Source organism: Klebsiella pneumoniae subsp. pneumoniae HS11286, assembly GCF_000240185.1.
GTDB lineage: Bacteria > Pseudomonadota > Gammaproteobacteria > Enterobacterales > Enterobacteriaceae > Klebsiella > Klebsiella pneumoniae.
This window is the reverse complement of record NC_016845.1, coordinates 4,670,011-4,696,582: the sequence shown is the minus strand read 5'-3', so window position 1 is coordinate 4,696,582 and position 26,572 is coordinate 4,670,011. Positions and strand designations below refer to the sequence as shown.

Here is a 26,572-nt window from a genome sequence, read left to right as displayed (position 1 = left end):
GTGTTCTGTGCCCGAGGAATGTCTAAATGATTTTGGATTCTACATTAGATGAAAAAAAAGGAATACCGACCCGCTATTTAATTCTGTTGATGATATTTGTGGTGACGGCAGTGAACTATGGCGACCGCGCGACCTTGTCTATCGCCGGTACTGAAGTCGCGAAAGAGCTGGGGCTCAGCGCGGTGTCGATGGGATACATTTTTTCCGCCTTCGGCTGGGCTTATCTGCTGATGCAGATCCCTGGCGGCTGGCTGCTGGATAAATTTGGCTCGAAAAAGGTTTATTCATACAGTCTGTTTTTCTGGTCACTGTTTACCTTCCTGCAAGGCTTTATTGATGTGTTCCCGCTCGCCTGGGCCGGGGTCTCCATGTTCTTCATGCGTTTTATGCTGGGCTTTTCCGAAGCGCCCTCGTTTCCCGCCAACGCCCGCATTGTGGCGGCCTGGTTTCCGGCCAAAGAGCGGGGTACGGCTTCAGCTATCTTTAATGCCGCTCAGTACTTCTCGCTGGCTCTGTTCTCGCCGCTGCTCGGCTGGCTGACCTTCGCGCTGGGCTGGGAACATGTCTTTACCGTGATGGGGATAATAGGGTTTGTGCTCACCATCATCTGGGTGAAGTTTGTGCATAACCCCACCGATCATCCGCGAATGTCCGCCGCGGAGCTGAAATATATCTCAGAAGGCGGCGCAGTGGTCGATATGGACCATAAAAAAGAGGCCACCCCGGCGGCCGGGCCGAAGATGGACTATATCCGCCAGTTGCTGACTAACCGAATGATGTTAGGCGTATTTTTCGGTCAGTATTTCCTGAATACCATTACATGGTTCTTCCTGACGTGGTTTCCGATCTACCTCGTGCAGGACAAGGGAATGTCGATTCTGAAAGTGGGGTTTGTGGCTTCGATTCCGGCGCTGTTTGGCTTTGCTGGCGGCGTACTGGGCGGGCTGTTTTCGGATTATCTGATTGGCCGCGGCTGCACGCTGACTTTTGCGCGTAAGCTGCCCATTGTGCTGGGAATGCTGCTGGCGTCGTCCATCATCCTGTGTAACTACACGGCCAGCACGCCGCTGGTCATTACGCTGATGGCGCTGGCGTTCTTTGGCAAAGGCTTTGGCGCGCTGGGCTGGCCGGTTATCTCGGATGTCGCGCCGAAGGAGATTGTTGGCCTGTGCGGCGGGGTATTCAACGTCTTTGGCAATGTGGCCTCGATCGCCACGCCGCTGGTTATTGGCTATATCGTGAGCGAACTGCACTCATTTAATGGCGCACTGATTTTTGTTGGCGGCTCCGCGCTGATGATGATGGTCTGCTACCTGTTTGTGGTTGGCGATATCAAACGTATGGAATTGCAGAAGTAAGCAACGATTAACGCAAGGTAAAAATCATGGATAACGCAATTTTTCCGAACAAATTTAAGGCCGCGCTGGCGGCGCATCAGGTGCAGATTGGCTGCTGGTGCGCTTTGGCTAACCCGATTAGCACCGAGGTGCTGGGTCTGGCGGGGTTCGACTGGCTGGTGCTGGACGCGGAACACGCGCCAAACGACGTCACCACGCTCATTCCGCAGCTGATGGCCCTGAAAGGTAGCTCCAGCGCGCAGGTAGTCCGTGTGCCGACCAATGAACCCATCATCATCAAGCGCATGCTGGACATCGGCTTCTATAACTTCCTGGTGCCGTTTGTCGAGACGGCTGAACAGGCGGCGCAGGCGGTGGCTTCGACCCGTTATCCGCCGGAAGGGATCCGCGGGGTCTCCGTTTCCCACCGCGGCAATATGTTTGGCACCGTGCCGGACTACTTCGCCCAGTCCAACAAGAACATTTCCATTCTGGTGCAGATTGAGAGCCAGACCGGAGTGGACAACGTCGAGGCGATTGCCGCGACCGAGGGCGTGGACGGTGTGTTTGTCGGCCCGAGCGACCTGGCCGCCGCCTTAGGCCATTTGGGCAATGCCGCCCATCCTGAGGTGCAGCGCGCTATCCAGCATATCTTCGCCAGCGCGAAGAAGCACGGTAAGCCAAGCGGCATTCTGGCGCCAGTGGAAGCCGATGCGCGCCGCTATCTGGAATGGGGCGCGACCTTCGTCGCCGTTGGCAGCGATCTGGGCGTCTTCCGTTCTGCAACCCAGAAACTTGCCGACGCGTTTAAAAATAATCACCAGGATGAAGAGAGAGAACATTATGACAATCAAAGTAGGTTTTATCGGTCTTGGCATTATGGGCAAACCGATGAGCAAAAATTTGCTGAAAGCGGGTTACTCGCTGGTGGTGTCTGACCGTAACCCGGAAGCGATTGCCGACGTGATCGCCGCTGGCGCTGAGACCGCGACGACGCCGAAAGCGATTGCCGAACAGTGCGAGGTGATCATCACCATGCTGCCGAACTCTCCGCATGTTAAAGAGGTGGCGCTGGGTGAAAACGGCATTATTGAAGGGGCGAAACCGGGCACCGTGGTGATCGATATGAGCTCCATTGCGCCGCTGGCGAGTCGGGAAATCAGCGAAGCGCTGAAAGCCAAAGGTATTGATATGCTGGATGCGCCGGTGAGCGGCGGCGAACCGAAAGCCATCGACGGCACGCTGTCGGTCATGGTCGGCGGCGATAAAGCGATCTTCGATAAATACTACGATCTGATGAAAGCGATGGCCGGCTCCGTAGTGCATACCGGCGATATTGGCGCGGGCAACGTCACCAAACTGGCTAACCAGGTAATTGTCGCGCTGAACATCGCGGCGATGTCTGAAGCGCTGACCCTGGCGACTAAAGCCGGCGTCAATCCGGATCTGGTTTATCAGGCTATTCGCGGCGGTCTGGCGGGCAGTACCGTGCTGGATGCGAAAGCCCCGATGGTGATGGACCGTAACTTCAAACCGGGTTTCCGTATCGACCTGCATATTAAAGATCTGGCCAATGCGTTGGATACCTCACACGGCGTGGGCGCCCAACTGCCGCTGACGGCGGCGGTGATGGAGATGATGCAGGCGCTGCGCGCGGACGGTCTCGGTACTGCAGACCATAGCGCGCTGGCGTGCTATTACGAAAAACTGGCGAAAGTGGAAGTCACTCGCTAACAAGAAGGGCGCCCTGCGCGCCCTGTTATGCTTGCCTTGCGCGGCGCTGTCAGGCTACAAAATTATGAAAATCGTCATTGCCCCAGACTCTTACAAAGAAAGCCTTTCTGCCAGCGAGGTAGCTCAGGCGATAGAAAAAGGATTTCGGGAAATTTTCCCTGATGCACAGTATGTTTCCCTGCCCGTCGCCGACGGCGGCGAGGGGACGGTGGAAGCCATGATTGCCGCCACGCAGGGAAAGGAACATTTCGCGTGGGTAACGGGTCCGCTGGGTGAGAGAGTGAAGGCCTGCTGGGGCATGTCCGGCGACGGCGTCACCGCGTTTATTGAGATGGCGGCAGCCAGCGGTCTGGGGCTCGTTCCGCCCGACAAACGTAACCCGCTCATCACCACTTCACGGGGTACCGGGGAGCTAATATTACAGGCGCTGGAGCATGGTGCGGAACGGATCATTATCGGCATCGGCGGTAGTGCGACCAACGACGGTGGGGCGGGTATGATGCAGGCGCTAGGCGCCCGCCTCTGTGACGCCGAGGGACAAGAGATCGGCCATGGCGGGGGCAACCTCGGCAGTCTGAGCCGGATCGATCTTTCCGCCATCGATCCGCGCTTACGTGACAGGATGATTCACGTGGCCTGCGATGTTACCAACCCGCTGGTGGGCGAGCGTGGGGCGTCGCGGATCTTTGGCCCACAGAAAGGGGCGACCGAGGCGATGATCGTCGAGCTGGATCGTAATCTGGCGCATTATGCCGACGTCATTAAGGCGTCGCTGCAGGTGGACGTGAAGTCGATCCCTGGCGCGGGAGCGGCCGGCGGCATGGGCGCGGCGCTGATGGCCTTTCTCAATGCGGAGCTGCGCAGCGGGATTGAGATCGTTACCGAGGCGCTGAAGCTGGAAGAACAAATCCATGACTGCTCACTGGTGGTCACCGGGGAAGGGCGGCTCGATAGCCAGTCTGTTCACGGTAAGGTGCCGGTGGGGGTGGCACGGGTGGCGAAGAAATACCGTAAGCCGGTGATCGGTATTGCTGGCAGCCTGACTCACGATGTCGGCGTGGTTCACCAGCACGGTATCGATGCCGTATTCAGCGTGTTAACTTCCGTTTCGACGCTGGAAGAGGCATTTCGCGGGGCGTTTGATAATATTTACCGCGCGTCGCGTAATATTGCTGCCACCCTGCAGGTTGGGATGACCACTGAGGGATGACAACGGGCGGTAAACCCTCTATACTGCGCGCCGAAGCTGACCAGACAGTCGCCGCTTCGTCGTCGTCCTCCTTCGGGGGGAGACGGGCGGAGGGGAGGAAAGTCCGGGCTCCATAGGGCAAGGTGCCAGGTAACGCCTGGGGGGTGTCACAGCCCACGACCAGTGCAACAGAGAGCAAACCGCCGATGGCCCGCGCAAGCGGGATCAGGTAAGGGTGAAAGGGTGCGGTAAGAGCGCACCGCGCGGCTGGTAACAGTCCGCGGCACGGTAAACTCCACCCGGAGCAAGGCCAAATAGGGGTTCATAAGGTACGGCCCGTACTGAACCCGGGTAGGCTGCTTGAGCCAGTGAGCGATTGCTGGCCTAGATGAATGACTGTCCACGACAGAACCCGGCTTATCGGTCAGTTTCACCTTTTTATGTCAAAACCCCGCTCCGGCGGGGTTTTTGCTATTCGAATAGCGGGGACAGGATGAATGACTGTCCACGACGCTATACCAAAAGAACGCGGCTTATCGGTCAGCTACCGTTATTTAACCACCTTAGGATTCTGTAGCGTCGGGATCGTGGAATCTTGCACCTGATGAACCTGGCCGACGATCGTAGCGACGCTGCCGTTGCTTAAAGCCTCTACGTCTGCGCTGTTATGCGAGCCAAAATTAAAGGTAAGACGTTTATCCGTTTTATTCTGTTCATCTCGCATGGTCACGATAAAATAGTAGCTGCCGGCGATACCGCTCTTCCGACGAATGTCGACAATCACCCCGCGTACCTTGACCCATTTACCCAGATAATCGCTGCTGGCCTTCGCCGGGTTGAGAGTAAACGGCTGCAGGAACTGAGCCACTGAATACGTCTGCATCGAAGCGACGGCGTCATCTCCGGGTTGAAATAATTTGTCTCCCGCGGAATAAAAGGCTTTAGAAGCCAGGCCGCAGCCGCTTAACAGCGAGATGACAAAAACCAGCGGTAATACGCGAAAACGTAATAACATCTCAATCTCCTTATCTATTTTTAAATGATATCCTTGATGCGCTGGATAACGTAATATGCGCTAATTAAATTAAAGGAAAAGTCACCGCTGTCAAATATTTTGCCTGCTGTTGAAATTAAAATAAAAACTGGTGATGTTAGGGCGTCAAATATATAAATTAACACAGCATTCATATTTTATATGTTTTAGTGAAGTATATTAGTGCTGTGGATATATAATGTTTGGCTATCATTTTTTACATTTATTCACTGCGCCCTGGGAAATAATAATCCGCTATTTCTGCCACCTTTACTTCAGGAAAAAAAATGAAATTGATAACCCGTATTGCCTTTGCCACGCTGTTGACCACCGGTTTCTCTATCACGGCTCAGGCCGCAGACGTTAAGGCGGCGCCAGCACCGGCGCAGGATCCTATTGTTCAGCACTTAAAACTTACCAACGATCAGGTCGCGAAAATTAAAAGCCTGCATCAGCAGTTGGAGAGTAATGTCCAGCAGATTTCCCAACAGGAAATTAAAGACGGGGCTCTGATAAACGTAATTCATTCCGGTAAATGGGATGAAAAAGCGGTCAACGATCAGCTGGCGGCCTTCAGCAAGATTGATCAGCAGGTGCGTTATTACCGCGTGAAGTACTATTTTGAGGTGAATAAGGTACTGACGCCGGAGCAGCGCACGCAGGTGAAAAAAGATCTTGCCGACGCGCTGAGTGAATAATGCCATCGGCCCCTCGCGGGGCCGATATCTTCTTCAGGCCATTAATGAAAATCAACCCAGCCATTTTGCCGTTTCAGGCGAGACTTTCTTCATCCCGCAGGCGGATCTCCGCTTCGGCAACAATGGCTTCCAGTTCGCTAAGCATCTCATCATAACCAAAGCTGGCGGCCCCGGCGACTTGCGGTTGCACCGGGGCTAACGGCGTTGGTGACGCCTTTTTTCTGTTTTTCTTCTTACTCACTGACAGACTCCATCACTTCCGTTGTTACACCGGTAAATCTATCAGCAAAGCGCGCAGCGGCGTATCGGCGACGAGGGTAATGTTAGCTTCGTCACGAATAAATGCGCCGTCACCGCAGGTGAGAGCCTGCTTTTGCTGTTCCTGTGCGACGGCATGGACGGAGCCGTGAATCGACTGCAGGTAGGCGCGTGGACCATGTAATTGCACGTTGATCTGCTCACCTTTCTCCAGCGCGATATGGTAGACCCAGGCCTGTTGGCGAAGCTGGAGGCTGTTATCCCCGCCCTCCGGAGAGGCCAGCAGCTGCAGCGTCGCGTCTGCGACATTGATTTTCTGCTGCAGCGGGTTTTCCCGCTGCGGGCAGGCATCAAGCCAAAGTTGCATTCGCGTTAACGACTGCTCTTTACTCAGATTATGCTCGCTATAGCTCACGCCAGGCTGGGTGGCGATCAGCAGCGCTTCACCGGCTTTGGCCTGCACGTGGTTGCCGTCGCTGTCGCGATACTCCGCTTCGCCTTCCAGAATCAGGTTCAGGATATCGACTTTTGGGTACGTTCTGGCCTGGAAGGAAGCGCCGGGCGCCAGCACTTCCTGGTTGAGGACGCGCAAGGATGCGAAGCCCAGTAATTTCGGGTCGAAGTAGTGGCCAAAGGAGAAGGTGTAGCGGGCCTGCAGCCAGCCGAAGTCTGCTTGTCCGCATTGTTTGGCTGTTCGGGTAGTAATCATGTTCTTGACCTCTCTTTACACTAAATCAATGGTAAAGGTATGGACGCTGTATTGTTAGCCAGATATTCTGCCCGGTATGTTCAAATTTCCTGAATGAGAAAGCGATGGCCAAAGAGAGAGCATTAACGCTGGAAGCGTTACGCGTGATGGATGCGATCGACCGGCGCGGAAGCTTCGCTGCCGCAGCTGATGAGCTGGGACGCGTGCCTTCCGCCCTGAGCTACACCATGCAAAAACTGGAGGAGGAACTGGACGTGGTGCTGTTTGACCGCTCAGGTCATCGCACGAAGTTCACTAACGTTGGAAGAATGCTGCTGGAGCGCGGGCGCGTGCTGCTTGAAGCGGCGGATAAACTCACCACCGATGCTGAAGCCCTGTCGCGCGGTTGGGAAACCCACCTGACGATCGTTACCGAAGCGCTGGTGCCCACCCCGGATCTGTTTCCGCTAATTGAAAAACTGGCGACCAAATCTAATACGCAGTTATCGATTATCACCGAGGTGCTGGCCGGCGCCTGGGAGCGGCTGGAGCAGGGGCGGGCGGATATCGTTGTCGCGCCGGATATGCATTTTCGTTCCTCCTCGGAGATTAACTCGCGCAAACTCTATTCGGTGCTCAATGTGTACGTCGCGGCGCCGGATCACCCAATCCACCAGGAGCCGGAACCGCTCTCGGAAGTGACCCGCGTGAAATACCGCGGCGTCGCGGTGGCGGATACCGCGCGCGAGCGGCCCGTCCTCACCGTCCAGTTGTTGGATAAACAGCCGCGCTTAACGGTGAGCACCATTGAAGACAAGCGCCAGGCCCTGTTGGCCGGGCTAGGTGTGGCGACCATGCCCTATCCGCTGGTGGAGAAGGATATTGCCGAAGGACGTTTGCGGGTTGTCAGCCCGGAATACACCAATGAAATTGACATAATTATGGCCTGGCGACGGGACAGTATGGGCGAAGCGAAGTCTTGGTGTCTGCGTGAGATCCCCAAGCTGTTTGCCGGCAGATAGTGATGAAGACGCTCCTCCCGTTAACGGGAGGAGCGGGAAGATTAATAGGAGAAGGGTTTCGGATCGGGTCCGAAGCGATTGTTGCCTTCGGTGCCGCGCTGGCAGTTAAAGATCAGGATCACCAGCCAGCCGATGACCGGGATCAACAGCAGCAATAGCCACCAGGCCGAACGATCGGTGTCATGCAGACGGCGAAATTGCACCGCCCACCACGGTAAAAAGACCAGTACGCCATAGATAGTGGTCAGAATGCCTTCGCCGCCAGCCCGCTGCCAGCCCAGCATTTTATCGATGATGCTCAATACGCCGGTCAGGATGAGGTTGACCAGAATAAACATCCAGTACTCTTTGCGCCGCGCACGGCCGCCAAATCCTATATAGTTTTTTAATACCTTGAGATACCAGTCCATTTCTACGCCTCAATTAACCGTCAATCACTTGTTTTTTAAGCGATCGCAATAAGAATAGACGTGAATGAATGGTGGGTAAATATCTGTTTTCTGAATTATTGGGCGCCATCACTGGCGCCCGACAGATCAACGGAAGCGCTGATCGCGACCGTGCGGTTCGTTGAGATCCTGCTGCGGCCCAATGGAAATAATACCGGTAGGGTTAATGGTTTTATGGCTGCGGTAATAGTGGTGACGGATATGCGGAAAACTCACCGTCTCGGCGATACCCGGCATCTGGTAGATGTCGCGCAGGAAACCGTACAGATTGAGGTAATCACTGATGCGCCGTTTATCGCATTTAAAATGGGTCACATATACCGGGTCGAAGCGTACCAGAGTGGTCCAGAGGCGAATGTCGGCTTCCGTTAGCTGATTGCCCGTCAGATAGCGATGCTGGCCGAGGATCTGCTCCAGCCGCTCCAGCGAGGTAAAGACCGCATCCACCGCTTCGTCGTAAGCTTGCTGGCTGGTGGCAAAGCCGGCTTTATACACGCCGTTGTTGACGTTGTCATAGATCCAGCCGTTCAGCTCATCGATTTGTTCCCGCAGCGCTGGCGGGTAGTAATCCCCGGCCCGGGCGCCAAGGCCATCGAAGGCGGTATTGAACATGCGGATGATTTCTGCCGACTCATTGCTGACGATGGTCTGCTGTTTTTTATCCCACAGCACCGGCACGGTCACGCGTCCGGTGTAGTGCGGGTCGGCGTGCAGATACAGCTGATAGAGAAAGTCATGCTGGTAGAGAGTATCGCCGGTGGCTTCCGGGAAGCTATCGTCAAAGGTCCAGCCGTTTTCCAGCATCAGCGGATTGACCACGGATACGGGGAGAAAAGGCTCCAGACCTTTTAATTTACGCATAATTAACGTGCGATGCGCCCACGGGCAGGCGAGAGAAACATACAAATGATAGCGATCCTTTTCCGCTGCAAAACCGCCTTCACCGCTGGGGCCAGCCGCGCCGTCGGCGGTCAGCCAGTTACGGAAGGCGGAAACGGAACGTTTAAAACGCCCACCGGTGGATTTTGTGTCATACCAGGTATCCTGCCAGACGCCGTCGACTAATTGTCCCATCTTTGCTCCTCCTTCAGACTACAGATAGCAAAAGCGAGGAGTGGTCTCCTCGCTTTTTTCATTCATTCAGTATAGTGCGCTTACCATTTCTTATTCAGTACACGGTCAATACTGAAGGCGCCCGGTCCGGTAATGGCCAGCAGCAGGTAACCGCCCGCAATGGTCAGGTTTTTCATGAACATCAGGGAGTTCACGCCTTCCGCAAAGTTGCTATGGAACAGGAACGCGGTCAGCAGCGTAAAGCCCGCAGTGAACAGCGCGGTGGTCCGGGTCAGGAAACCGAACAGAATCGCCAGACCGCCGCCGAACTCAAGGAGGATGGTCAGCGGCAGCAGCGCGCCCGGGACGCCCATGGCTTCCATATACTGCTGGGTTCCCGCATAACCGGTGATTTTGCCCCATCCTGCAGTGATAAACAGAATCGGCATCAGAATACGCGCTACCAATACACCAACATCTTCTAATTTTTTCATTTGTTACTCCAGAAAACCCAAAGGGCGGCGGTTTTGTTTTTAGTGCAATCCCGCGTAGTTACGCGGTGTTGCTGTCGATGGAGAGGATAGTAGCGAGGCGGAGAGGGAATTGTTAGCAAGGAAAACTGTAGATCTATTTCAAAGTTTCTGAGCAATCAGTACGCGGAGGCGAAAGAGTACCGAACGCGATGGGCCACCACCGGACCTGGTATGGCGTAAGGTAAAGGGCGTCGTAGAGAAGGGCGCGCTACGGAAAAGGCGCATGTTGCTGCGAACAGCGTGCAGTAAGGGACAGGGAAATGGCAGAGCGTGGGCGCCAGGGAAAGCGCCCACGCTCAGGGCCGTTAGCGAACTGCCGACTGGCGCAGGATCCCGCGCACCAGGCGCCAGGTGCTCCACAGTCCGAGTCCGCGTTTGGTCCAGCGCATTAAAAAATGCGGATGTCGTACGGACCATACGGCCATCAGACCGCTGCCAACCATCAGCCACGAACGTAAACTCAGCAGCGTATGCCAGCCGCGGTCGAGGGGCGCAGTCGCCTCGTGCCAGTGACGGCGGCAGGCGCTGAGCTCCAGCCGTTGCTGCTGGATCTGGCGCAGCAGCTGCGTCTTTTGCCGTTCACGCTCCTGTCGGCCATTCACGATTTATCCTCCTCCAGAAGGGCACGGTCGTTCTCCAGCTCTTTACGCGTTAGACGCAGCAGCGTGGAGCGGCGCGCCTTACGTAGGGTTAGGATACCCACGATCGCGGCGGCGAGGAGCAGCACAACGGTGGTGGCGATCATCACGTGCAGGCGGTACTGAGCGTCAACGGCCCAGATAACCAGCACCAGCAGACTCATGAGGCCAAACGCGGCAAACAGCAGCGTCAGTCCGGTCATGATCAGCAGCTGGAAGAGGTTGGCTTTCTCCTCCTCCAGCTCCACGACGACCAGACGCAGCCGCGTTTCCACCATTTCGACCAGCAGCGTGACGATGCGCTGACCAATGGAGAAAACGCGCTGACCCGGTCCCTGCGTGTGTTGAGTATTCGCCATAATCAGCGACGCGACAGCAGGACACCCAGCACCAGCCCGACGGCGGCGCCAATTCCTACCCCAGTCCACGGATTTTCGCGAACATAATCATCCGCTCGCGCGGCGGTCTCACGAGTTTGACGAAGAATCGCTTCGCTGGTTTCACCCAAACGAGCGCGGCTCTCTTTCAGCGCGCTCTCGGCTTTACTGCGCAGTTTACCCATCTCTTCTTTCGACTTGTCCGCCGAGGAATTTAGTACTTCCTCCAGGGTATCCGCCAGCGTTTTCAGTTCTGCACGAAGGTCGTCAGTCACATTCTCTTTAGCCATGTCGTTCTCCTGTAGCGTGGTCCGTGTTGCGAAAGTTAATGGTGATTAGTAATCCCGAGACTCCAGCGTTTTTAACTCCTGTTGCGCTTCATTGAGTTTATGCTGGCGTTTGTTAATTTTGTCCGCATCGCCTTTCTTCCGGGCTTCCTGCAGATCGCGCTGACGTTCAGCGATCTCTTCCCGCTGTTTGGCAATTTTTTGCTTATGATCGGCTTTGAGTTTACTGTCGCTACAGTTTTCCCGAACCTGACGTAGCGCGGTATTTAGCCCATCAATGCGACTTTGATTATGATGCTTTTCGGCGTAGCTGATCTCTCGTTGAATATCCTGCTCTTTTTCCTGGCAGGGAGAGGCGGCTAGGGCGCTGGCGCTAAGTGAAGTCAGGACCAGAAGCAGAGCGATGCGGTGTTTCATGGATAGTACCTTCCATTGTCTGAGGGGATACCCGGAGGATATACCCGTTCCCGTTGGTGAACGTGAATGCGTTGATTCCCGCAGGTTTAAGCATAGTAACAAATGCGGGAAACCACCAGACTGGGTTAAAAACGCAGTCTGGCGGCAGCTTACCCGAGGCGATGCGGCGCGTCGCGCAGGCGGGATAGCCAGGCGGTGGGCGAGTTATCGTCCTCCAGAAGGGCAATAATATAACCATGTGGCAGAGCGCGGCCGAGAACTTCTTTCGCCGCCGCGCCCTGGGCGGTGGAATCGAACTTAATCAGCAGACCATCCTTCTGTGGCGTGATGCTTTTAAAGCGGATGCCGTTGGCATCGAGATGATGCCAGACGGAGAAACCGTCCGGCATTCCGATACCCTGGCCAACCGGGCGTATCGCCAGCGTGGCCTCCTGCTGCTGCACCGCCAGCCAAAGCCAGAACAGGGCGCCGAGCAGAAGAGAACCACCCAGCAGCCAGCTGAACTGGCGCAGGGAAGGGCGTTTCATGACCATCATTAGCCCCGGCTTCTGTATTTTTTCTTCCACAGCACCACCAGCGAGCCGATCAGTCCGAAGACCAACAGGGCAACCGGCAGGAGCATCAGGCAGGACATCAGCTGATCTTCATACTTGAGGAATACCGGGGTTTTACCCAGCAGATAGCCAAGCGAGGTCAGGATGAGCACCCACAGCAGGCCGCTCATCCAGTTGAAAAACTGAAAACGGGCGTTATTAAGGCCGGAAAGCCCGGCGATGGTGGGCAGCAGCGTGCGTACGAAGGCGATAAAGCGGCCGATCAGCAGCGCGGAGAGCCCATGCTTATGAAACAAGTGATGCGCACGCTGGTGATGGTGCGAAGGCAGGTGTGACAGCCAGTTTTGCACGATCCGCGTATTACCCAGCCAACGCCCCTGAATATAGCTTAGCCAGCAGCCGAGGCTGGCGGCGGCGGTGAGCAGCAGCAAAGTTTCCGGAAAACCCATCGCCCCTTTGGCGATCAGCACGCCCACGAGCACGAGCAGACTATCCCCCGGTAAAAACGCGGCAGGCAATAACCCGTTCTCAAGGAACAAAATCATAAACAAGACAAAATACAGCATGCCTATCATGGAGGGATTCGCGAGCGTTTCGTAATCCTGAGCCCACAAGGCATTCAATAACTGGGTAAATAGTTCCATTCACGATTCCTGGTACATCGGTTAACGGCACGTCTGAGCGCGTGGCATATAGGGCGACAAGATTTTTATGAGATTATGGTCGCTGCTTAGGCGCTCTGAACGCTTCCCTGTATAAGACTGAAGTAAGTAAATACCTACCCCCCAGAACGACAAAATGCATCTAATTGTAACAAATCACCTGACTTTCCGTCAGAGAAATTGCAAGGTGTTGCTCGTTGATTTTGCTGATTGCGGAGATGGGAGGCGAGAGGATTTACACAGGCTGACACTATATATGACTTGCTTACTCCAGCCTCACTGTCAGACAGGCGCGCAGGGGGGCGCGCCGGAGGGATAAGGCCTTATTTCGCGCCGTTGACTGCGGTATCGAGATGAACGACTGGGTTTTCGGCAAATAAGTAGCGATCGGCATTAAATTCAAAGTCATCGCTGGTTTCGTTGAACAACATTTGCTTGGTATTTTCCAGATGCTGCCACATCGCCAGCTTGGCGGCGTTGGGATCTTTTCGCAGCAGAGCTTTCAGGATTTGATCGTGGTCGTCGCACCAGTTATCGACCGTACGCAGGTCGATATGCTCATGCAGCTTTTTCCAGTAGGGGTTATGCACGCGCTGGGTCCACATCTTTTCCACGATCGCCGCCAGCGCGCTGTTCTGCGTCGCCAGCGCCACCTGGACGTGAAACTGCAGGTCCCACTCGGAGTCGCGGAAACATTTCTCGTTACGCGCTTTCTCCTGAATCTCCATCAGCTTCATGATGTCCTGTTTGGTCACCTGAGTCGCCGCGAATTCGGCAATATTGCTTTCAATTAGCTGCCGCGCCTGCAGCAGTTCAAAGGGGCCATAGTTGGCGAACTCAAGGCTTTCATCGGCCACCTGCTGGTATTTCGGATGGTTGGAGATAACGTGGATACCCGACCCTTTGCGGACTTCGACATACCCTTCCACTTCCAGCATGATAATGGCTTCACGAACCACGGTGCGGCTGACGTTTTTTTCATCGGCGATGAAGCGCTCGGCGGGCAGCTTATCCCCTACAAGGTAGACACCTTGTTCGATGCGCGTCTTCAGCTCAGCGGCAAGCTGCTGATATAGACGGCGTGGTTCAATGATTTCCATATTCGCTCCCGGAAGATGGCGACAATATTCGATTTGTTATACCACTTTTACGCGCTTTCCACCACTGGCAGGCATGAAAAAGCCGCCTGAGAAGGCGGCTTGATCGGCGATTACCTTGCCATTCGATCTAACTCTGCGTGACCGGTTTGCGGCTGCTAAGCGGCGTCGAGTCATCGTCAGCCGGTTTGTTTTTCAGCACCGTCCAGATAACCAGCGCGCCCAGCAGGTCAAAGACGGCCAGTACCGCAAACAGCGGGCTAAAGCCGATGGTGTCAGCCAGCGCGCCGACGACCAGGGCGAACATGGTGCTCGCCAGCCAGGCGGCCATCCCGGTCAGACCGTTGGCGGTAGCGACTTCGTTACGGCCAAAGACATCGGAAGAGAGGGTAATCAGCGCCCCGGACAGCGCCTGGTGAGCGAACCCGCCGATGCACAGCAGGGCAATCGCCACGTACGGGCTGGTGAACAGGCCGATCATCCCCGGGCCAATCATCAGCAGGGCGCCCATGGTGACCACCATTTTACGCGACACGATCAGGTTGACGCCAAACCAGCGCTGGAACAGCGGCGGCAGATATCCGCCGACGATACAGCCGAGGTCGGCGAACAGCATCGGCATCCAGGCGAACATGGCGATCTCTTTCAGGTTAAAACCGTAAACTTTGAACATGAACAGCGGGATCCAGGCGTTAAAGGTCCCCCAGGCCGGCTCGGCGAGGAAGCGCGGCAGGGCGATACCCCAGAACTGACGGTTGCGCAGGATTTGCCACGGCGACATTTTCTTCGCGTTATTGGTCTGATGCTGAGACTCCTGACCGCCAATGATGTAGTCACGTTCTTCGTCAGATAATTTTTTCTGGTCGCGCGGGTGTTTGTAGAAGATAAGCCAGGCGATGGCCCAGGCGAAGCTCAATACCCCGGAGATGATGAACGCCATCTGCCAGCTGTGCATGACAATCGCCCACACCACCAACGGCGGCGCGATCATGGCGCCAATAGAGGAACCCACGTTGAAGTAGCCCACTGCGATAGAGCGCTCTTTTGCCGGGAACCACTCTGAGCTGGCCTTCAGGCCGGCGGGGATCATTGCGGCCTCCGCTGCGCCGACTGCGCCACGGGCCAGCGCCAGTCCACCCCAGCTGCCGGCCAGCGCCGTTGAGCCGCAGAATACCGCCCAGGCGATGGCGAAGAAGGCATAGCCAATTTTGGTCCCCAGAATATCAAGGACATACCCCGCGACGGGCTGCATAACGGTATAGGCAGCGGAATAGGCTGCAATGATATAGGAGTACTGTTGGGTCGAAATGTGTAACTCTTCCATCAGCGTCGGCGCGGCCGCCGCTACGGTGTTACGGGTCAGGTAGCCCAGCACGGTGCCCAGCGTCACCAGCGCGATCATGTACCAACGTAACCCTTTAATTTTACGCATGTAAACCTCATCGTCTGTTATCTTTCCGCATCAGGTGCGGCCTTTACCGAGCGCAATAAGCGGCCGGGAAAGCGAAACGGAGGATTCAGGAGGGTAGTCCCCTCTGGCCTGAACCTTACCATCAGTTGTTATGTTGAAAGTCGGTATCCATTCCGTATAAGCCGATGCCATAAGCACCGGTAATGCATTCCGTCGGTTTATATGTTGCGACGGCAGAAAGATAACTTGTCATACAACTTTAAAAGTTGAGAGCTGTCACAAAAGTGGGAAAGTTAGTGTGGTCTTTATCCCTTGCCTGGAAAGCCAGAGATGGCGCGCTCTGGCGAGGTGTTTTGCTCCAGGGCGGTCATTTTTTTATCGACGTTTATTGATCTAACTCACGAAAAACAGTTCGGTCTGTAGAAATTGGTGTGATAACTTTGTCAGCATTGTAGTCAATCATCTGAAAGGCTCCCGCACTGGAGCGAAGAGGACACGCGAATGACATCGTTTATGACTGAAGATTTTCTACTTGATACCGAGTTTGCCCGCCGTCTGTACCATGATTACGCCAAAGATCAGCCGATTTTCGACTACCACTGCCACCTTCCGCCGCAGCAGGTTGCCGAAAACTATCGCTTTAAAAACCTGTATGACATCTGGCTGAAAGGCGATCACTATAAATGGCGCGCAATGCGCACTAACGGCGTGCCGGAGCGTCTGTGTACCGGTGATGCGTCCGATCGCGAGAAATTTGACGCCTGGGCGGCCACGGTTCCACACACTATTGGCAACCCGTTATACCACTGGACCCATTTAGAGCTGCGTCGACCTTTTGGTATTACAGGTAAGCTGTTGTCGCCATCCACCGCCGATGAGATCTGGGACCAGTGTAATGATTTGCTGGCTCAGGATGCCTTCTCCGCCCGCGGAATCATGAAGCAGATGAATGTGAAGATGGTCGGTACCACCGACGATCCGATTGATTCTCTTGAGCACCACGCGGCTGTCGCCAAAGACAACTCCTTTGACATCAAAGTGCTGCCGAGCTGGCGCCCGGATAAAGCCTTCAACATCGAGTTGGCGACCTTCAATGATTATATGGCTAAGCTGGGCGAGGTATCCGATACCGATATTCGCCGCTTCGCTGACCTGCAAAGCGCCCTGACCAAACGTCTGGATCATTTTGCCGCACACGGCTGCAAAGTCTCCGATCATGCGCTGGACGTGGTGCTGTTTGCCGAAGCGACCGACGCCGAGCTGGATGACATTCTGGCGCGCCGCCTGGCTGGCGAGACCCTTAGCGAACACGAAGTGGCGCAGTTCAAAACCGCGGTGCTGGTGTTCCTCGGCGCAGAGTATGCCCGTCGCGGCTGGGTCCAGCAGTACCACATTGGCGCGCTGCGTAACAACAACCTCCGTCAGTTCAAACTGTTAGGGCCAGACGTCGGCTTCGACTCGATCAACGATCGTCCGATGGCGGAAGAGCTGTCTAAGCTGCTGAGCAAGCAGAACGAAGAAAACCTGCTGCCGAAAACGATTCTCTACTGCCTGAACCCGCGTGATAACGAAGTGCTGGGCACCATGATCGGTAACTTCCAGGGTGAAGGCATGCCAGGCAAGATGCAGTTCGGCTCCGGCTGGTGGTTCAACGATCAGAAAGACGGTATGGAGCGGCAGATGACCCAGCTGGCGCAGCTCGGGCTGCTGAGCCGCTTCGTCGGGATGTTGACCGACAGTCGCAGCTTCCTCTCCTACACGCGCCACGAATACTTCCGCCGCATTCTGTGCCAGATGATCGGCCGTTGGGTGGCTGCCGGCGAAGCGCCTGCGGATATCGCGCTGCTGGGCGAGATGGTGAAAAACATTTGCTTTAACAATGCGCGTGACTATTTCGCCATTGAACTGAACTAAGGCCAGAGGTCGGTTGATATGCAATACATCAAAATCCATTCGCAGGATAACGTCGCGGTCGCGCTGACGGATATCGCTGCCGGTAGCGTGGTGACGATTGATAATGACTCGGTCACCCTCGGCCAGGATATCGTTCGCGGCCACAAGTTTGCACTGCGCGCTATCGCGAAAGGGGAAAACGTCGTTAAGTACGGGTTGCCGATTGGCCATGCGCTGGCGGATATCGCGCCGGGCGAGCATGTTCATGCGCACAATACGCGCACCAATCTCAGCGACCTTGACGCGTATCGCTATCAACCGGACCTGGTTGCCCAACCGCCACAGCCTGCGGATCGCGAAGTACAGATTTATCGTCGCGCCAACGGTGACGTCGGCGTGCGCAATGAGCTGTGGATCCTGCCGACCGTCGGCTGCGTCAACGCGATGGCCAGACAAATGCAGAACCGTTTCCTGAAAGAGACGTATGGCGCTGAGGATATCGATGGGGTACATCTCTTCAGCCACACCTATGGCTGCTCGCAGCTTGGGGACGATCACATCAACACTCGCACCATGCTGCAAAATATGGTTCGTCACCCGAACGCCGGGGCGGTGCTGGTGGTTGGCCTTGGCTGTGAAAACAACCAGGTGGAGGCCTTTCGCGAGACGCTGGGCGAGTTTGACCCGCAGCGCGTGCACTTTATGGTTTGCCAGCATCAGGACGATGAAGTGGAGGCGGGGGTTGAGCATCTGCATCAGCTGTATGAAGTGATGCGTCAGGATAAACGCCAGCCGGGCAAGCTCAGCGAGCTGAAGTTTGGCCTCGAGTGCGGGGGATCGGACGGCCTGTCGGGCATTACCGCTAATCCGATGCTGGGCCGCTTCTCAGACTATGTGATCGCCAACGGCGGCACTACCGTGCTGACCGAAGTGCCGGAGATGTTCGGCGCTGAACAGTTGTTGATGAGCCACTGCCGCGACGAAGCGACCTTCGACAAGCTGGTGACCATGGTCAATGACTTTAAGCAGTACTTTATTGCTCACGACCAGCCTATTTACGAAAACCCCTCGCCGGGTAATAAGGCCGGAGGGATCACTACCCTCGAAGATAAGTCGCTGGGCTGTACTCAGAAAGCGGGCTCCAGCCAGGTGGTGGATGTTCTGCGCTACGGCGAGCGCCTGAAGGTTCATGGTCTGAATTTACTGAGCGCGCCGGGCAACGACGCGGTCGCCACCAGCGCGCTGGCCGGCGCCGGCTGCCATATGGTGCTGTTCAGCACCGGTCGCGGCACGCCGTACGGCGGCTTTGTGCCAACGGTGAAGATCGCCACCAACAGCGAGCTGGCGGCGAAGAAAAAGCACTGGATCGACTTTGATGCCGGGCAGCTGCTCCACGGCAAAACGATGCCGCAGCTGCTGGAAGAGTTTGTGGATGCCATTGTAGCCTTCGCCAACGGTAAACCGACCTGTAATGAGCAGAATGACTTCCGCGAGCTGGCCATCTTTAAAAGCGGTGTTACCCTGTAAAGGCGTATTTGCGTTGGCGCCCAGAGGCTTGGTTTGTGTATCGGCCTGATAGCGTAGCGCCATCGGGCTCGTAACAGCGGCGTTTCAGCCAGTGAAGCGCCGTTTGTTTTTTTCAGTCAGGGAGCTTACATGACCGCGTATTGGCTGGCCCAGGGGGTCGGCGTCATCGCCTTTCTTATCGGCATTACCACCTTTATCAACCGCGATGAACGCCGTTTCAGGCTACAGCTGGCGGTCTATAGCGCTATTATCGGCGTTCATTTTTTCCTGATGGGCGCCGGGCCGGCTGGAATGAGCGCCGGGCTCAATGCGCTTCGCACGGTCATTTCCTTACGCACCCGTAGCCTGTGGGTGATGACAGTCTTTATCCTCCTGACGTTGATTCTCGGCCTGGGTAAACTGCAGCATGCCATGGAGCTGCTGCCGATCATTGGCACCGTCGCCAGCACCTGGGCGCTGTTTCGCTGCAAAGGGCTAACCGTCCGCTGCGTGATGTGGTGCTCCACCGCCTGCTGGGTCACGCATAATCTGTGGTTGGGTTCCATTGGCGGGACGCTGATAGAAGGCAGTTTCCTGATCGTCAACGGGCTGAACATCATTCGCTTCCGCCGGATGCAAAAGCGCGGTATCGATCCGTTTAAGGTTGAAAACGCAGTACAGGAAGAGAGCCCCTCCGCCCGATAGCGGAGGGGAAAGGCGTTATCCGCGCAGGGCGTTTTTCGCCAGCTGGTCGTCTTCCGCCATGCAGGCCGCGGCGGTAAACAGGGCGTCGGTGGAGGAGTTCAGCGCGGTTTCGCAGGAGTCCTGCAGCACGCCGATAATAAAGCCAACGGCAACCACTTGCATCGCCACATCGTTCGGGATCCCAAACATATTACAGGCCAGCGGGATCAGCAGCAGCGAGCCGCCCGCCACGCCGGAGGCGCCGCAGGCGCACAGCGAAGCGACCACGCTCAGCAGCAGCGCCGTCGGCAGATCCACCGGAATATTCAGCGTATGCACCGCCGCCAGCGTCAGCACGGTGATGGTGATTGCCGCGCCTGCCATATTGATGGTCGCCCCCAGTGGAATAGAGACCGAATAGGTGTCGCGATCCAGATTCAGCTTCTCGCACAGCGCCATATTCACTGGAATGTTGGCGGCGGAACTGCGGGTGAAGAACGCGTAAACGCCGCTTTCGCGCAGGCAGGTGAGCACCAGCGGATAGGGGTTGCGGCGGATCTTCCAGAACACCAGCAGCGGGTTAATCACCAGCGCTACCAGCAGCATACAGCCCACCAGCACCAGCAGCAGCTGGGCATAGCCCCACAGGGTCTCGAAACCGGTGGTCGCCAGGGTGGAAGATACCAGGCCGAAGATCCCCAGCGGCGCAAAGCGGATCACCACTTTAACGATAAAGGTCACCGCGTGGGAGACGTCGTTGATCAGGTTTTTGGTGGTGTCGTTACCATGACGCAGGGCGAAGCCAAGCCCCACCGCCCACACCAGAATGCCGATATAGTTGGCGTTCAGCAGAGCGTCGATCGGGTTGGACACCATGCTCATCAGCAGGCCGCGCAGCACCTCAACAATCCCCGACGGCGGCGTGATGCTGTCGGCGGCGGTGGTTAAGTGCAGGGTCGAGGGAAAGAGAAAGCTGAACAACACCGCGGTCAGCGCCGCGCTAAAGGTGCCCAGCAGATAGAGAAACAGAATGGGGCGTATACTGGTTTTTTGTCCGTGCTGATGGTTGGCGATCGAGGCCATGACAAGCATCAATACCAGCACCGGCGCTACCGCTTTTAACGCGCCGACGAACAGGGTCCCCAGCAGACCGACGGCGATAGCCGCAGGCTTAGAGACCAGCGCCAACAGTACGCCAAGCACCAGGCCGATTAAAATTTGTTTCACCAGGCTGCCTTGCGCCAGGCGGGAGAGCCACCCTGATGAGGGAGTGCGTGTTGTCATAATTCATTCCTTCCAGTGATGTAGCAAGCCATCCCAGCCACGTATTATTTTTTACGTTTATGTCAGGATGTAAGTAGATGTTTGCATAGTCGAGTATACGGAAAGAAAGACTGGCGGGAAGCGTAAAATACTGTGATTTTAATATGGATCTTATTTTTTAACTGCGTAGTAACATAATTGTGACATGAGCAGGTATTCTCGTTACGAGAACGTCTGCTATAGCTGATTACCGCGCCGCCAGCGAGGGCCGACGGCGCGGTAGCAGATTACTCTGGCAGTTTGCGCTGCTTGTCGTGCTGCCTGTTGACCCAGGCGTTAATCAGCAGCGTGGCGGCCAGGATGCCGCCCACCACGCCCAGCGAGATGGCAACCGGGATATGGTAGAAGTCGACGATCAGCATCTTCACGCCAATAAACACCAGAATCACCGACAGACCGTATTTGAGCATCGAGAAGCGCTCAGCGACCCCCGCCAGCAGGAAGTACATGGCGCGCAGGCCGAGGATGGCGAACAGGTTCGAGGTCAGCACGATAAACGGATCGGTGGTGACCGCGAAGATTGCCGGGATACTGTCGACGGCGAAAATCACGTCGCTCAGTTCCACCAGAATCAGCACCAGCAGCAGCGGGGTGGCGAACAGCACCCCGTTTTTACGGGTGAAGAAGCGCTCGCTCTCGATTTTATCGGTCATCCGCAGATGGCTGCGGATCCAGCGCACCAGCGGTTTATCGCCGATGCCGGAGTCGTCCTCTTTCGCCAGCGCCATCTTCACGCCGGTAAACAGCAGGAAGGCGCCAAAGACGTACAGCAGCCAGTCGAACTGCGAAATCAGCCAGCTGCCGGCGAAGATCATAATGGTACGCAGAACGATCGCGCCCAGTACGCCATACACCAACACCCGGCGCTGCAGAGCAGGCGGTACGGCGAAATAGCTGAACAGCATCAACCAGACGAAGACGTTATCGACCGCCAGCGCTTTTTCAATCAGATAACCGGTGAGGAAGGCTAAGGCCTGCGGATCGGCGACGGCCCGGCCCTGGGTTTGCACCAGATACCACCAGAAGGCGGCGTTGAACAGCAGAGAAAGCGTGACCCAGAGGATTGACCAGCCAGCGGCCTGCTTCATGGTCATGCTATGCGAACCGCGTCGTCCCTGAAGCAGCAGGTCGATTGCCAACATGATCGCGACAACGACAGCGAATCCACCCCATAGCAACGGCGTGCCGACAGTATTCATTTGATATTCCTTACATAAAAACAAAACGGCTGACGTCGGAAGACGGCAGCCGCTGCGCTTTTATGCATAGACCTCGCCTTCCGGCAAGGTCTCACTTACAACAACCAAAGTACATCGCGATGGGCTTTGGTTATTGCCCGGCGACCGGATGCGGTATTGCACGCATCGTAATGACGATCAACCGGCAAGGAAGTTACTCCCCTTTGCACGTAACAAAATATGTCACAGGGCGGTTTTCGTCAATGGCGGCCGGTCAGGCCTTTACACTCTTTTACGCCAGCGGCTGCGTATCGGCCGGGAAGATCACCCCGGTCTGGCGACGAATTTCGCTGGACAGTTTGGCGGTGATCCGGCTCACCGCCAGGCCCGGGTGATCCACATCCTGTGTCTCCACCAGGCGCGCAAAGGTCTCCGCTTCATACAGCATGGTATTAATGTGCTGGGGCTGCGTCAGGTCCTGGGCTTTACCGCCGCGCGGCACAAACGCCAGCTTCTGACATTCGGAGATTTTTTCGATCACTAACGCGCCGTCTTCGCCCTGAATTTCACTGGGGATCGCGGAATCGCTAACTTTGGAGTGATGCAGCGTCACGTCGAAGTCGCCATAGCTCAGCACCACGGTGCCCTGGGCGTCTACGCCGCTGTCCAGCAGGCTGGCGGTGGCAAGAACGGCCCGCGGCTCGCCCCACAGCGCCACAGCGGACGCCAGGCAATAGAAGCCGATATCCATAATCGAACCGTTAGAGAACGCCGGGTTAAAGGTGTTGGGGTTTTCGCCGTCAAGGTAGCGCTGATAGCGTGAGGAGTACTGACAGTAGTTGATGAAGGCTTTGCGTAGTTTGCCCACTTTAGCGAGCGTTTCTTTCAGTAGGAGAAAGTTAGGCAGACTGGCGGTTTTAAAGGCTTCAAACAGCACCACGTTATTTTCTTTCGCCAGCGCTATCGCCGCCTCGACTTCCTGCAGGTTCGACGCCAGCGGCTTTTCGCAAATGACGTGCTTCTTATGGCTCAGGAACAGCCGGGTCTGCGGAAAGTGCAGCGAGTTCGGGCTGGCAATATAGACCGCGTCAACGTCAGGGCTCTGTGCCAGTTCATCGAGCGAGGTAAACAGATGCTCGACCGGATAGTCTTTGGCGAAGGCTTGCGCCTGTTCGAGGCTGCGGGAGTAGATGGCGGTAAGTTTATATTTGCCGGTTTCATGGGCGGCATCGACAAACTGCTTGGTGATCCAGTTTGTGCCAACAACTGCGAAACGTATCATAAACGTTGACGAACTCCGTTAAAGGGAACCTGCCGCCACTCTATCATGCCGTCATGACAAAACCAGTGCGTCACTACGCAGAACGATTTAACGAAAGGTGCGTCAGCCACAGGCGGGTGTCGAACTCCAGCTGGTGGTACTGCGGCTCCATATGGCAGCACAGCTGATAAAAAGCCTTGTTGTGATCCTTCTCTTTCAGATGCGCCAGTTCATGAACCACGATCATCCGCAGAAAGGCTTCCGGCGCGTCGCGAAATACCGTCGCCACGCGAATTTCCGCTTTAGCTTTCAGCTTACCGCCCTGCACGCGGGAAATGGCGGTATGCAGGCCGAGCGCATTGTTCAGCACGTGGATCTTACTGTCATACATCACTTTGTTGATCGGCGCCGCGCCGCGCAGAAAGCGGTTTTTCAAGTCCTGGGTGTACTGATACAGCGCTTTATCGCTGTTAACGTCGTGCCCTTGCGGATAGCGCTTTTGCAGCACCTCGCCGAGGCGGTCTTGCTCGATTAACGTGGTCACCTGCGCCAGCAGCGATTCAGGATAGCCCTGTAAATAAATGAGTTTTGTCATCGTCTTATCATTATGTCTGTCAGGAGGGCAGTTCAGCCACGGTCATGGTAAAGACCAGCGGCGCGGTACCCTCATTGCGGTAACCGTGCTCTATTTCGGTGCGGGCCACCGCCGATTCCCCGGCCGCCACCGTGCGGCAGGTCTCGCCAAGCGTCAGCGTCAGCGCGCCGGCTTCCACGTGCAGCAGCTCGAAGGTTGTTGCCGGGTGGCCAGGCGAGGCAAAGGCTTCGCCGGGCTGCATCTCCCAGCGCCACAGCTCAATCATATTCGGCCCGGCGGTGCCGGCGAGGAGCCTGGCGCTGCCCCCCAGCGGGCCTTGCCAGAGGGTGGGGATCTGCTCGGCGGGAATAATATGCAACGCGGGTTCGCTTGACACATTGACAATATCCGCCACCGAGACGCCCAGCGCGGCGGCGAGTTTGCAGAGGATCGCAATGCTGGGATTGGCGGCCTCTTTTTCCATCTCGACCAGCATACCTTTGCTGATGCTGGCCCGGCGCGACAGCTCGTCCAGCGACATTTTTTTCGCTTTACGGTAGGCCTTCAGCCGCGTGGCGACGGCGCGACTTACCTGGTCGACATCAGATCCTGAATCGGTCGTTATATTGACTTTTACGTTCATTGGTCACTATGATGAAACAAATTGGTCATTACAGGATTATCGAATGCGTAGCGTAACGCCGTCAATCGAATCTGCGGTCAGCCGCCTGGCGCCGGGCTTTCGGGCATTAAGTATTGTGGTGGAGAGCGCGCCGGTGGCCGATCCCGCCGTCGCGGAGCAGGCGCTGGCCGAGGCCTGCCTGGCGGTGCAGCAGGATGATGTGCCCTGGGCGCAAGCGCACCTGGCGGCATGGGATGAAGCGTTCAGCGCCTTCGGCGCGAAGGCGAAACGTACCCCCTGTTCGGCGCAGGCGCTGCGCAAGCGGGTGCTGAAAGAGGGGAGCCTGCCGGCCATCGATCCGGTGGTGGATATCTACAACGCGATCAGCATTCGCTATGCCGTCCCGGTCGGTGGGGAAAATCTGGCCGCCTACCGTGGCGAACCGCGGCTGGCCATTGCCCGCGGCGATGAGCCATTCGATACGCTAAAATCGGCAGAGCCGGTAGTGGAATATCCGGAGCCGGGCGAAGTCATCTGGCGGGATGATATAGGCGTAACCTGCCGACGCTGGAACTGGCGACAGGGCGTGCGCACCCGGCTGGACAGCGGCGCGCAGACGATGTGGTTTATTCTCGAAAGCCTGCCGGCGATGCCGTTGTCGGCCCTGCATGAGGCGGGAGAGCGGCTGGTAGGTTATCTGCAGCAGCTGATGCCCGGCGCTCGCGCGTCGATAACGCTGCTGCGAGCCGATGACGAGGGCGATCTACGCTGAGCGGCGATGATCAGCGATCTCTCTTCAACTGGACAGGATTTGCGTATAAACTCGCGGGTTTTACTATTCCGGAGGCGGAGAGGCGATGAGCCAGGCAGAGTTAAACGGTGAGTTATTCACATTAGAGCGGTTCCCACCTAACGCTGAAGAAGAAGCGCTTCAGGCATGGGAAGCGGCGGATGAATATCTGCTGCAACAGGTGAATGACGTCGACGGCCTGACGCTCATCTTCAACGACGGCTTCGGCGCGCTCGCCTGCGCGCTGGCGGAGCGCAACCCGGTCAGTATCAACGACTCCTTTATTTCCGAGCTGGCGACCCGCCACAACCTGCGGATGAACGGTATCGATGAAGAGAGCGTGCGCTTTCAGGATAGCCTGAGCCCGCTACCGGCCGCGCCGGCGCTGGTGCTGATTAAGGTGCCAAAACAGCTGGCGCTGCTGGAACAGCAGCTGCGCGCCCTGCGCGAAGTAGTTACGCCGGAAACCCGCATCATCGCCGCGGCGAAAGCCCGTGATGTGCACAACTCGACGCTGGCGCTGTTTGAAAAAATCCTCGGCACCACCACCACCTCGCTGGCGTGGAAAAAAGCGCGTCTGATCCACTGCGTTTTCACCGCTCCTGAGCTTGCCGATGCGCCGCAAACCTACAGCTGGAAGCTGGACGGCACGCCGTGGACCATCCATAACCACGCCAACGTTTTTGCCCGCAGCGGGCTGGATATCGGCGCGCGTTTCTTCCTGCAGCATTTACCGTCTGATCTAGAAGGCGAGATCGCCGATCTCGGCTGCGGCAATGGGGTGATTGGCCTGCAGGCGCTGGCGCAGAACCCGAACGCGCGGGTCATGTTTACCGATGAGTCGCACATGGCGGTGGCTTCCAGCCGGTTGAACGTCGAGCGCAATCTGCCGGACGATATCGCACGCTGTGAATTCATGGTCAACAACTCGCTCTCCGGCATTGAGCCTGACCGCTTTACGGCGATTCTGTGTAATCCGCCGTTCCATCAGCAACACGCTATTACCGACCATATCGCCTGGCAGATGTTTAACGATGCCCGCCGCAGCCTGAAATACGGCGGCGAGCTGTACGTCGTCGGCAACCGCCACCTCGATTACTTCCGTAAGCTGAAGCGCGCGTTTGGTAATTGCACGACGATTGCGACGAACAATAAGTTTGTCATTTTGAAAGCAACCAAGGTGCGTAAGCAGCGCTGATTCTTGTCGCGGTTTCCCCCGGCTCGCGGCTGTCGCCTTAGCCGGGCTAGCGTGCGGGATTATCGTGGTAGCCCGGGGAAGGCGCATCGCGCCGCCCCCGGGACAG

General features: G+C 56.4%; 31 protein-coding genes. 11 read left to right on the top strand and 20 right to left on the bottom strand.

The genetic code is table 11. From position 1 onward, the window contains the following. Positions 1-26: 26 nt before the first annotated feature. From KPHS_46740 to KPHS_46710, 4 genes are all read left to right on the top strand, one after another. Complete coding sequence (locus KPHS_46740; protein YP_005228974.1) at positions 27-1,358, top strand: putative transport protein; 1,332 nt, start codon at positions 27-29, stop codon at positions 1,356-1,358. A 26-nt stretch (positions 1,359-1,384) separates the two neighbouring features. Next, a complete protein-coding gene (locus KPHS_46730; RefSeq protein ID YP_005228973.1) occupies positions 1,385-2,275 on the top strand; it encodes an alpha-dehydro-beta-deoxy-D-glucarate aldolase in 891 nt (296 codons plus the stop codon). Further along, positions 2,241-3,071, top strand: a complete 831-nt coding sequence (locus KPHS_46720; RefSeq protein ID YP_005228972.1) for a tartronate semialdehyde reductase — start codon at positions 2,241-2,243, stop codon at positions 3,069-3,071. Before KPHS_46730 ends, KPHS_46720 begins: the two co-directional genes overlap by 35 nt. Positions 3,072-3,135: 64 nt before the next feature. Then, complete coding sequence (locus KPHS_46710; protein YP_005228971.1) at positions 3,136-4,281, top strand: glycerate kinase; 1,146 nt, start codon at positions 3,136-3,138, stop codon at positions 4,279-4,281. A 529-nt stretch (positions 4,282-4,810) separates the two neighbouring features. On the opposite strand, the gene KPHS_46700 is transcribed toward KPHS_46710, so the two are convergent. Continuing rightward, the gene (locus KPHS_46700; protein ID YP_005228970.1) at positions 4,811-5,275 is read right to left on the bottom strand and encodes an OB-fold putative lipoprotein; all 465 of its coding nucleotides are present in this window, start codon (positions 5,273-5,275) and stop codon (positions 4,811-4,813) included. 20 nt (positions 5,276-5,295) lie between these two features. Next, a complete protein-coding gene (locus KPHS_46690; RefSeq protein YP_005228969.1) occupies positions 5,296-5,439 on the bottom strand; it encodes a hypothetical protein in 144 nt (47 codons plus the stop codon). 141 nt (positions 5,440-5,580) lie between these two features. Between KPHS_46690 and KPHS_46680 the strand changes: the two genes are divergently transcribed. Continuing rightward, the gene (locus KPHS_46680; protein YP_005228968.1) at positions 5,581-5,991 is read left to right on the top strand and encodes a Spy/CpxP family protein refolding chaperone; all 411 of its coding nucleotides are present in this window, start codon (positions 5,581-5,583) and stop codon (positions 5,989-5,991) included. A gap of 73 nt (positions 5,992-6,064) precedes the next feature. Here KPHS_46680 and KPHS_46670 read toward each other — a convergent pair whose 3' ends face one another. Then, positions 6,065-6,232 (bottom strand): hypothetical protein, encoded by a 168-nt coding sequence (locus KPHS_46670; RefSeq protein ID YP_005228967.1) that lies wholly within the window; start codon positions 6,230-6,232, stop codon positions 6,065-6,067. Between the two features lie 24 nt (positions 6,233-6,256). Continuing rightward, positions 6,257-6,958, bottom strand: a complete 702-nt coding sequence (locus KPHS_46660) for a pirin family protein (protein YP_005228966.1) — start codon at positions 6,956-6,958, stop codon at positions 6,257-6,259. A 104-nt stretch (positions 6,959-7,062) separates the two neighbouring features. Between KPHS_46660 and KPHS_46650 the strand changes: the two genes are divergently transcribed. Beyond that, a complete protein-coding gene (locus KPHS_46650) occupies positions 7,063-7,959 on the top strand; it encodes a LysR family transcriptional regulator (protein ID YP_005228965.1) in 897 nt (298 codons plus the stop codon). 41 nt (positions 7,960-8,000) lie between these two features. On the opposite strand, the gene KPHS_46640 is transcribed toward KPHS_46650, so the two are convergent. The 11 genes from KPHS_46640 to KPHS_46540 all read right to left on the bottom strand — a co-directional run bounded on the left by KPHS_46640 (position 8,001) and on the right by KPHS_46540 (position 15,458). After that, a complete protein-coding gene (locus KPHS_46640) occupies positions 8,001-8,369 on the bottom strand; it encodes a putative cytochrome (RefSeq protein ID YP_005228964.1) in 369 nt (122 codons plus the stop codon). A gap of 126 nt (positions 8,370-8,495) precedes the next feature. After that, on the bottom strand, positions 8,496-9,482 hold the full coding sequence (locus KPHS_46630; RefSeq protein YP_005228963.1) for an S-transferase domain-containing protein: 987 nt from the start codon (positions 9,480-9,482) through the stop codon (positions 8,496-8,498). 80 nt (positions 9,483-9,562) lie between these two features. Further along, the gene (locus KPHS_46620; protein ID YP_005228962.1) at positions 9,563-9,955 is read right to left on the bottom strand and encodes a DoxX family protein; all 393 of its coding nucleotides are present in this window, start codon (positions 9,953-9,955) and stop codon (positions 9,563-9,565) included. Between the two features lie 344 nt (positions 9,956-10,299). Continuing rightward, complete coding sequence (locus KPHS_46610; protein ID YP_005228961.1) at positions 10,300-10,596, bottom strand: YqjK-like family protein; 297 nt, start codon at positions 10,594-10,596, stop codon at positions 10,300-10,302. Further along, positions 10,593-10,991 carry a phage holin family protein gene (locus KPHS_46600; RefSeq protein ID YP_005228960.1) on the bottom strand — a complete coding sequence of 133 codons (399 nt, stop codon included), beginning with the start codon at positions 10,989-10,991 and terminating at the stop codon, positions 10,593-10,595. Before KPHS_46600 ends, KPHS_46610 begins: the two co-directional genes overlap by 4 nt. Before the next feature lie 2 nt (positions 10,992-10,993). Continuing rightward, entirely contained in the window at positions 10,994-11,299 is a 306-nt protein-coding gene (locus tag KPHS_46590; RefSeq protein ID YP_005228959.1) for a DUF883 domain-containing protein, read from the bottom strand. A gap of 45 nt (positions 11,300-11,344) precedes the next feature. Then, positions 11,345-11,713, bottom strand: a complete 369-nt coding sequence (locus KPHS_46580) for a DUF1090 domain-containing protein (protein YP_005228958.1) — start codon at positions 11,711-11,713, stop codon at positions 11,345-11,347. Between the two features lie 149 nt (positions 11,714-11,862). Beyond that, positions 11,863-12,240: an EnvZ/OmpR regulon moderator MzrA gene (locus KPHS_46570; protein YP_005228957.1), complete on the bottom strand. Its 378-nt coding sequence runs from the start codon at positions 12,238-12,240 to the stop codon at positions 11,863-11,865. Positions 12,241-12,248: 8 nt separating this feature from the next. Continuing rightward, the gene (locus KPHS_46560) at positions 12,249-12,911 is read right to left on the bottom strand and encodes a DedA family protein (RefSeq protein YP_005228956.1); all 663 of its coding nucleotides are present in this window, start codon (positions 12,909-12,911) and stop codon (positions 12,249-12,251) included. Positions 12,912-13,252: 341 nt separating this feature from the next. Further along, entirely contained in the window at positions 13,253-14,029 is a 777-nt protein-coding gene (locus KPHS_46550) for a DNA-binding transcriptional repressor ExuR (protein YP_005228955.1), read from the bottom strand. Between the two features lie 127 nt (positions 14,030-14,156). Continuing rightward, positions 14,157-15,458 carry a major facilitator superfamily hexuronate transport protein gene (locus KPHS_46540; protein ID YP_005228954.1) on the bottom strand — a complete coding sequence of 434 codons (1,302 nt, stop codon included), beginning with the start codon at positions 15,456-15,458 and terminating at the stop codon, positions 14,157-14,159. Between the two features lie 480 nt (positions 15,459-15,938). Here KPHS_46540 and KPHS_46530 point away from each other — a divergent pair, with 480 nt between their 5' ends. The 3 genes from KPHS_46530 to KPHS_46510 all read left to right on the top strand — a co-directional run bounded on the left by KPHS_46530 (position 15,939) and on the right by KPHS_46510 (position 19,541). Beyond that, complete coding sequence (locus KPHS_46530; protein ID YP_005228953.1) at positions 15,939-17,351, top strand: uronate isomerase; 1,413 nt, start codon at positions 15,939-15,941, stop codon at positions 17,349-17,351. Positions 17,352-17,369: 18 nt separating this feature from the next. Beyond that, positions 17,370-18,857 carry an altronate hydrolase gene (locus KPHS_46520; protein ID YP_005228952.1) on the top strand — a complete coding sequence of 496 codons (1,488 nt, stop codon included), beginning with the start codon at positions 17,370-17,372 and terminating at the stop codon, positions 18,855-18,857. 129 nt (positions 18,858-18,986) lie between these two features. Further along, positions 18,987-19,541 (top strand): YgjV family protein, encoded by a 555-nt coding sequence (locus KPHS_46510; RefSeq protein YP_005228951.1) that lies wholly within the window; start codon positions 18,987-18,989, stop codon positions 19,539-19,541. 15 nt (positions 19,542-19,556) lie between these two features. On the opposite strand, the gene KPHS_46500 is transcribed toward KPHS_46510, so the two are convergent. The 5 genes from KPHS_46500 to KPHS_46460 form a co-directional block, all read right to left on the bottom strand. Beyond that, entirely contained in the window at positions 19,557-20,804 is a 1,248-nt protein-coding gene (locus KPHS_46500; protein YP_005228950.1) for a serine/threonine transporter SstT, read from the bottom strand. Between the two features lie 266 nt (positions 20,805-21,070). Then, complete coding sequence (locus KPHS_46490) at positions 21,071-22,042, bottom strand: putative transmembrane protein (RefSeq protein ID YP_005228949.1); 972 nt, start codon at positions 22,040-22,042, stop codon at positions 21,071-21,073. A gap of 271 nt (positions 22,043-22,313) precedes the next feature. Then, entirely contained in the window at positions 22,314-23,303 is a 990-nt protein-coding gene (locus tag KPHS_46480; protein ID YP_005228948.1) for a putative NAD(P)-binding dehydrogenase, read from the bottom strand. Positions 23,304-23,376: 73 nt separating this feature from the next. Then, positions 23,377-23,877: a M48 family metallopeptidase gene (locus KPHS_46470; protein YP_005228947.1), complete on the bottom strand. Its 501-nt coding sequence runs from the start codon at positions 23,875-23,877 to the stop codon at positions 23,377-23,379. Positions 23,878-23,896: 19 nt separating this feature from the next. Then, entirely contained in the window at positions 23,897-24,499 is a 603-nt protein-coding gene (locus KPHS_46460) for a helix-turn-helix motif-containing protein (protein YP_005228946.1), read from the bottom strand. Between the two features lie 43 nt (positions 24,500-24,542). On the opposite strand from KPHS_46460, the gene KPHS_46450 reads away from it, so the two are divergent. Both KPHS_46450 and KPHS_46440 read left to right on the top strand, forming a co-directional pair. Then, entirely contained in the window at positions 24,543-25,250 is a 708-nt protein-coding gene (locus KPHS_46450) for a B3/4 domain-containing protein (protein ID YP_005228945.1), read from the top strand. Positions 25,251-25,335: 85 nt separating this feature from the next. After that, positions 25,336-26,466 carry a 23S rRNA (guanine(1835)-N(2))-methyltransferase RlmG gene (locus KPHS_46440; protein YP_005228944.1) on the top strand — a complete coding sequence of 377 codons (1,131 nt, stop codon included), beginning with the start codon at positions 25,336-25,338 and terminating at the stop codon, positions 26,464-26,466. The last annotated feature ends 106 nt before the right edge of the window (positions 26,467-26,572 follow it).

Bases quoted from the DNA above. Each gene is read 5' to 3' on its own strand.
- KPHS_46740 (YP_005228974.1), top strand. From the start codon at position 27: ATGATTTTGGATTCTACATTAGATGAAAAAAAAGGAATACCGACCCGC.
- KPHS_46730 (YP_005228973.1), top strand. From the start codon at position 1,385: ATGGATAACGCAATTTTTCCGAACAAATTTAAGGCCGCGCTGGCGGCG.
- KPHS_46710 (YP_005228971.1), top strand. From the start codon at position 3,136: ATGAAAATCGTCATTGCCCCAGACTCTTACAAAGAAAGCCTTTCTGCC.
- KPHS_46700 (YP_005228970.1), bottom strand. From the start codon at position 5,275: ATGTTATTACGTTTTCGCGTATTACCGCTGGTTTTTGTCATCTCGCTG.
- KPHS_46680 (YP_005228968.1), top strand. From the start codon at position 5,581: ATGAAATTGATAACCCGTATTGCCTTTGCCACGCTGTTGACCACCGGT.
- KPHS_46660 (YP_005228966.1), bottom strand. From the start codon at position 6,958: ATGATTACTACCCGAACAGCCAAACAATGCGGACAAGCAGACTTCGGC.
- KPHS_46650 (YP_005228965.1), top strand. From the start codon at position 7,063: ATGGCCAAAGAGAGAGCATTAACGCTGGAAGCGTTACGCGTGATGGAT.
- KPHS_46640 (YP_005228964.1), bottom strand. From the start codon at position 8,369: ATGGACTGGTATCTCAAGGTATTAAAAAACTATATAGGATTTGGCGGC.
- KPHS_46630 (YP_005228963.1), bottom strand. From the start codon at position 9,482: ATGGGACAATTAGTCGACGGCGTCTGGCAGGATACCTGGTATGACACA.
- KPHS_46620 (YP_005228962.1), bottom strand. From the start codon at position 9,955: ATGAAAAAATTAGAAGATGTTGGTGTATTGGTAGCGCGTATTCTGATG.
- KPHS_46600 (YP_005228960.1), bottom strand. From the start codon at position 10,991: ATGGCGAATACTCAACACACGCAGGGACCGGGTCAGCGCGTTTTCTCC.
- KPHS_46590 (YP_005228959.1), bottom strand. From the start codon at position 11,299: ATGGCTAAAGAGAATGTGACTGACGACCTTCGTGCAGAACTGAAAACG.
- KPHS_46580 (YP_005228958.1), bottom strand. From the start codon at position 11,713: ATGAAACACCGCATCGCTCTGCTTCTGGTCCTGACTTCACTTAGCGCC.
- KPHS_46570 (YP_005228957.1), bottom strand. From the start codon at position 12,240: ATGAAACGCCCTTCCCTGCGCCAGTTCAGCTGGCTGCTGGGTGGTTCT.
- KPHS_46560 (YP_005228956.1), bottom strand. From the start codon at position 12,911: ATGGAACTATTTACCCAGTTATTGAATGCCTTGTGGGCTCAGGATTAC.
- KPHS_46550 (YP_005228955.1), bottom strand. From the start codon at position 14,029: ATGGAAATCATTGAACCACGCCGTCTATATCAGCAGCTTGCCGCTGAG.
- KPHS_46540 (YP_005228954.1), bottom strand. From the start codon at position 15,458: ATGCGTAAAATTAAAGGGTTACGTTGGTACATGATCGCGCTGGTGACG.
- KPHS_46530 (YP_005228953.1), top strand. From the start codon at position 15,939: ATGACATCGTTTATGACTGAAGATTTTCTACTTGATACCGAGTTTGCC.
- KPHS_46520 (YP_005228952.1), top strand. From the start codon at position 17,370: ATGCAATACATCAAAATCCATTCGCAGGATAACGTCGCGGTCGCGCTG.
- KPHS_46510 (YP_005228951.1), top strand. From the start codon at position 18,987: ATGACCGCGTATTGGCTGGCCCAGGGGGTCGGCGTCATCGCCTTTCTT.
- KPHS_46500 (YP_005228950.1), bottom strand. From the start codon at position 20,804: ATGACAACACGCACTCCCTCATCAGGGTGGCTCTCCCGCCTGGCGCAA.
- KPHS_46490 (YP_005228949.1), bottom strand. From the start codon at position 22,042: ATGAATACTGTCGGCACGCCGTTGCTATGGGGTGGATTCGCTGTCGTT.
- KPHS_46480 (YP_005228948.1), bottom strand. From the start codon at position 23,303: ATGATACGTTTCGCAGTTGTTGGCACAAACTGGATCACCAAGCAGTTT.
- KPHS_46470 (YP_005228947.1), bottom strand. From the start codon at position 23,877: ATGACAAAACTCATTTATTTACAGGGCTATCCTGAATCGCTGCTGGCG.
- KPHS_46460 (YP_005228946.1), bottom strand. From the start codon at position 24,499: ATGAACGTAAAAGTCAATATAACGACCGATTCAGGATCTGATGTCGAC.
- KPHS_46450 (YP_005228945.1), top strand. From the start codon at position 24,543: ATGCGTAGCGTAACGCCGTCAATCGAATCTGCGGTCAGCCGCCTGGCG.
- KPHS_46440 (YP_005228944.1), top strand. From the start codon at position 25,336: ATGAGCCAGGCAGAGTTAAACGGTGAGTTATTCACATTAGAGCGGTTC.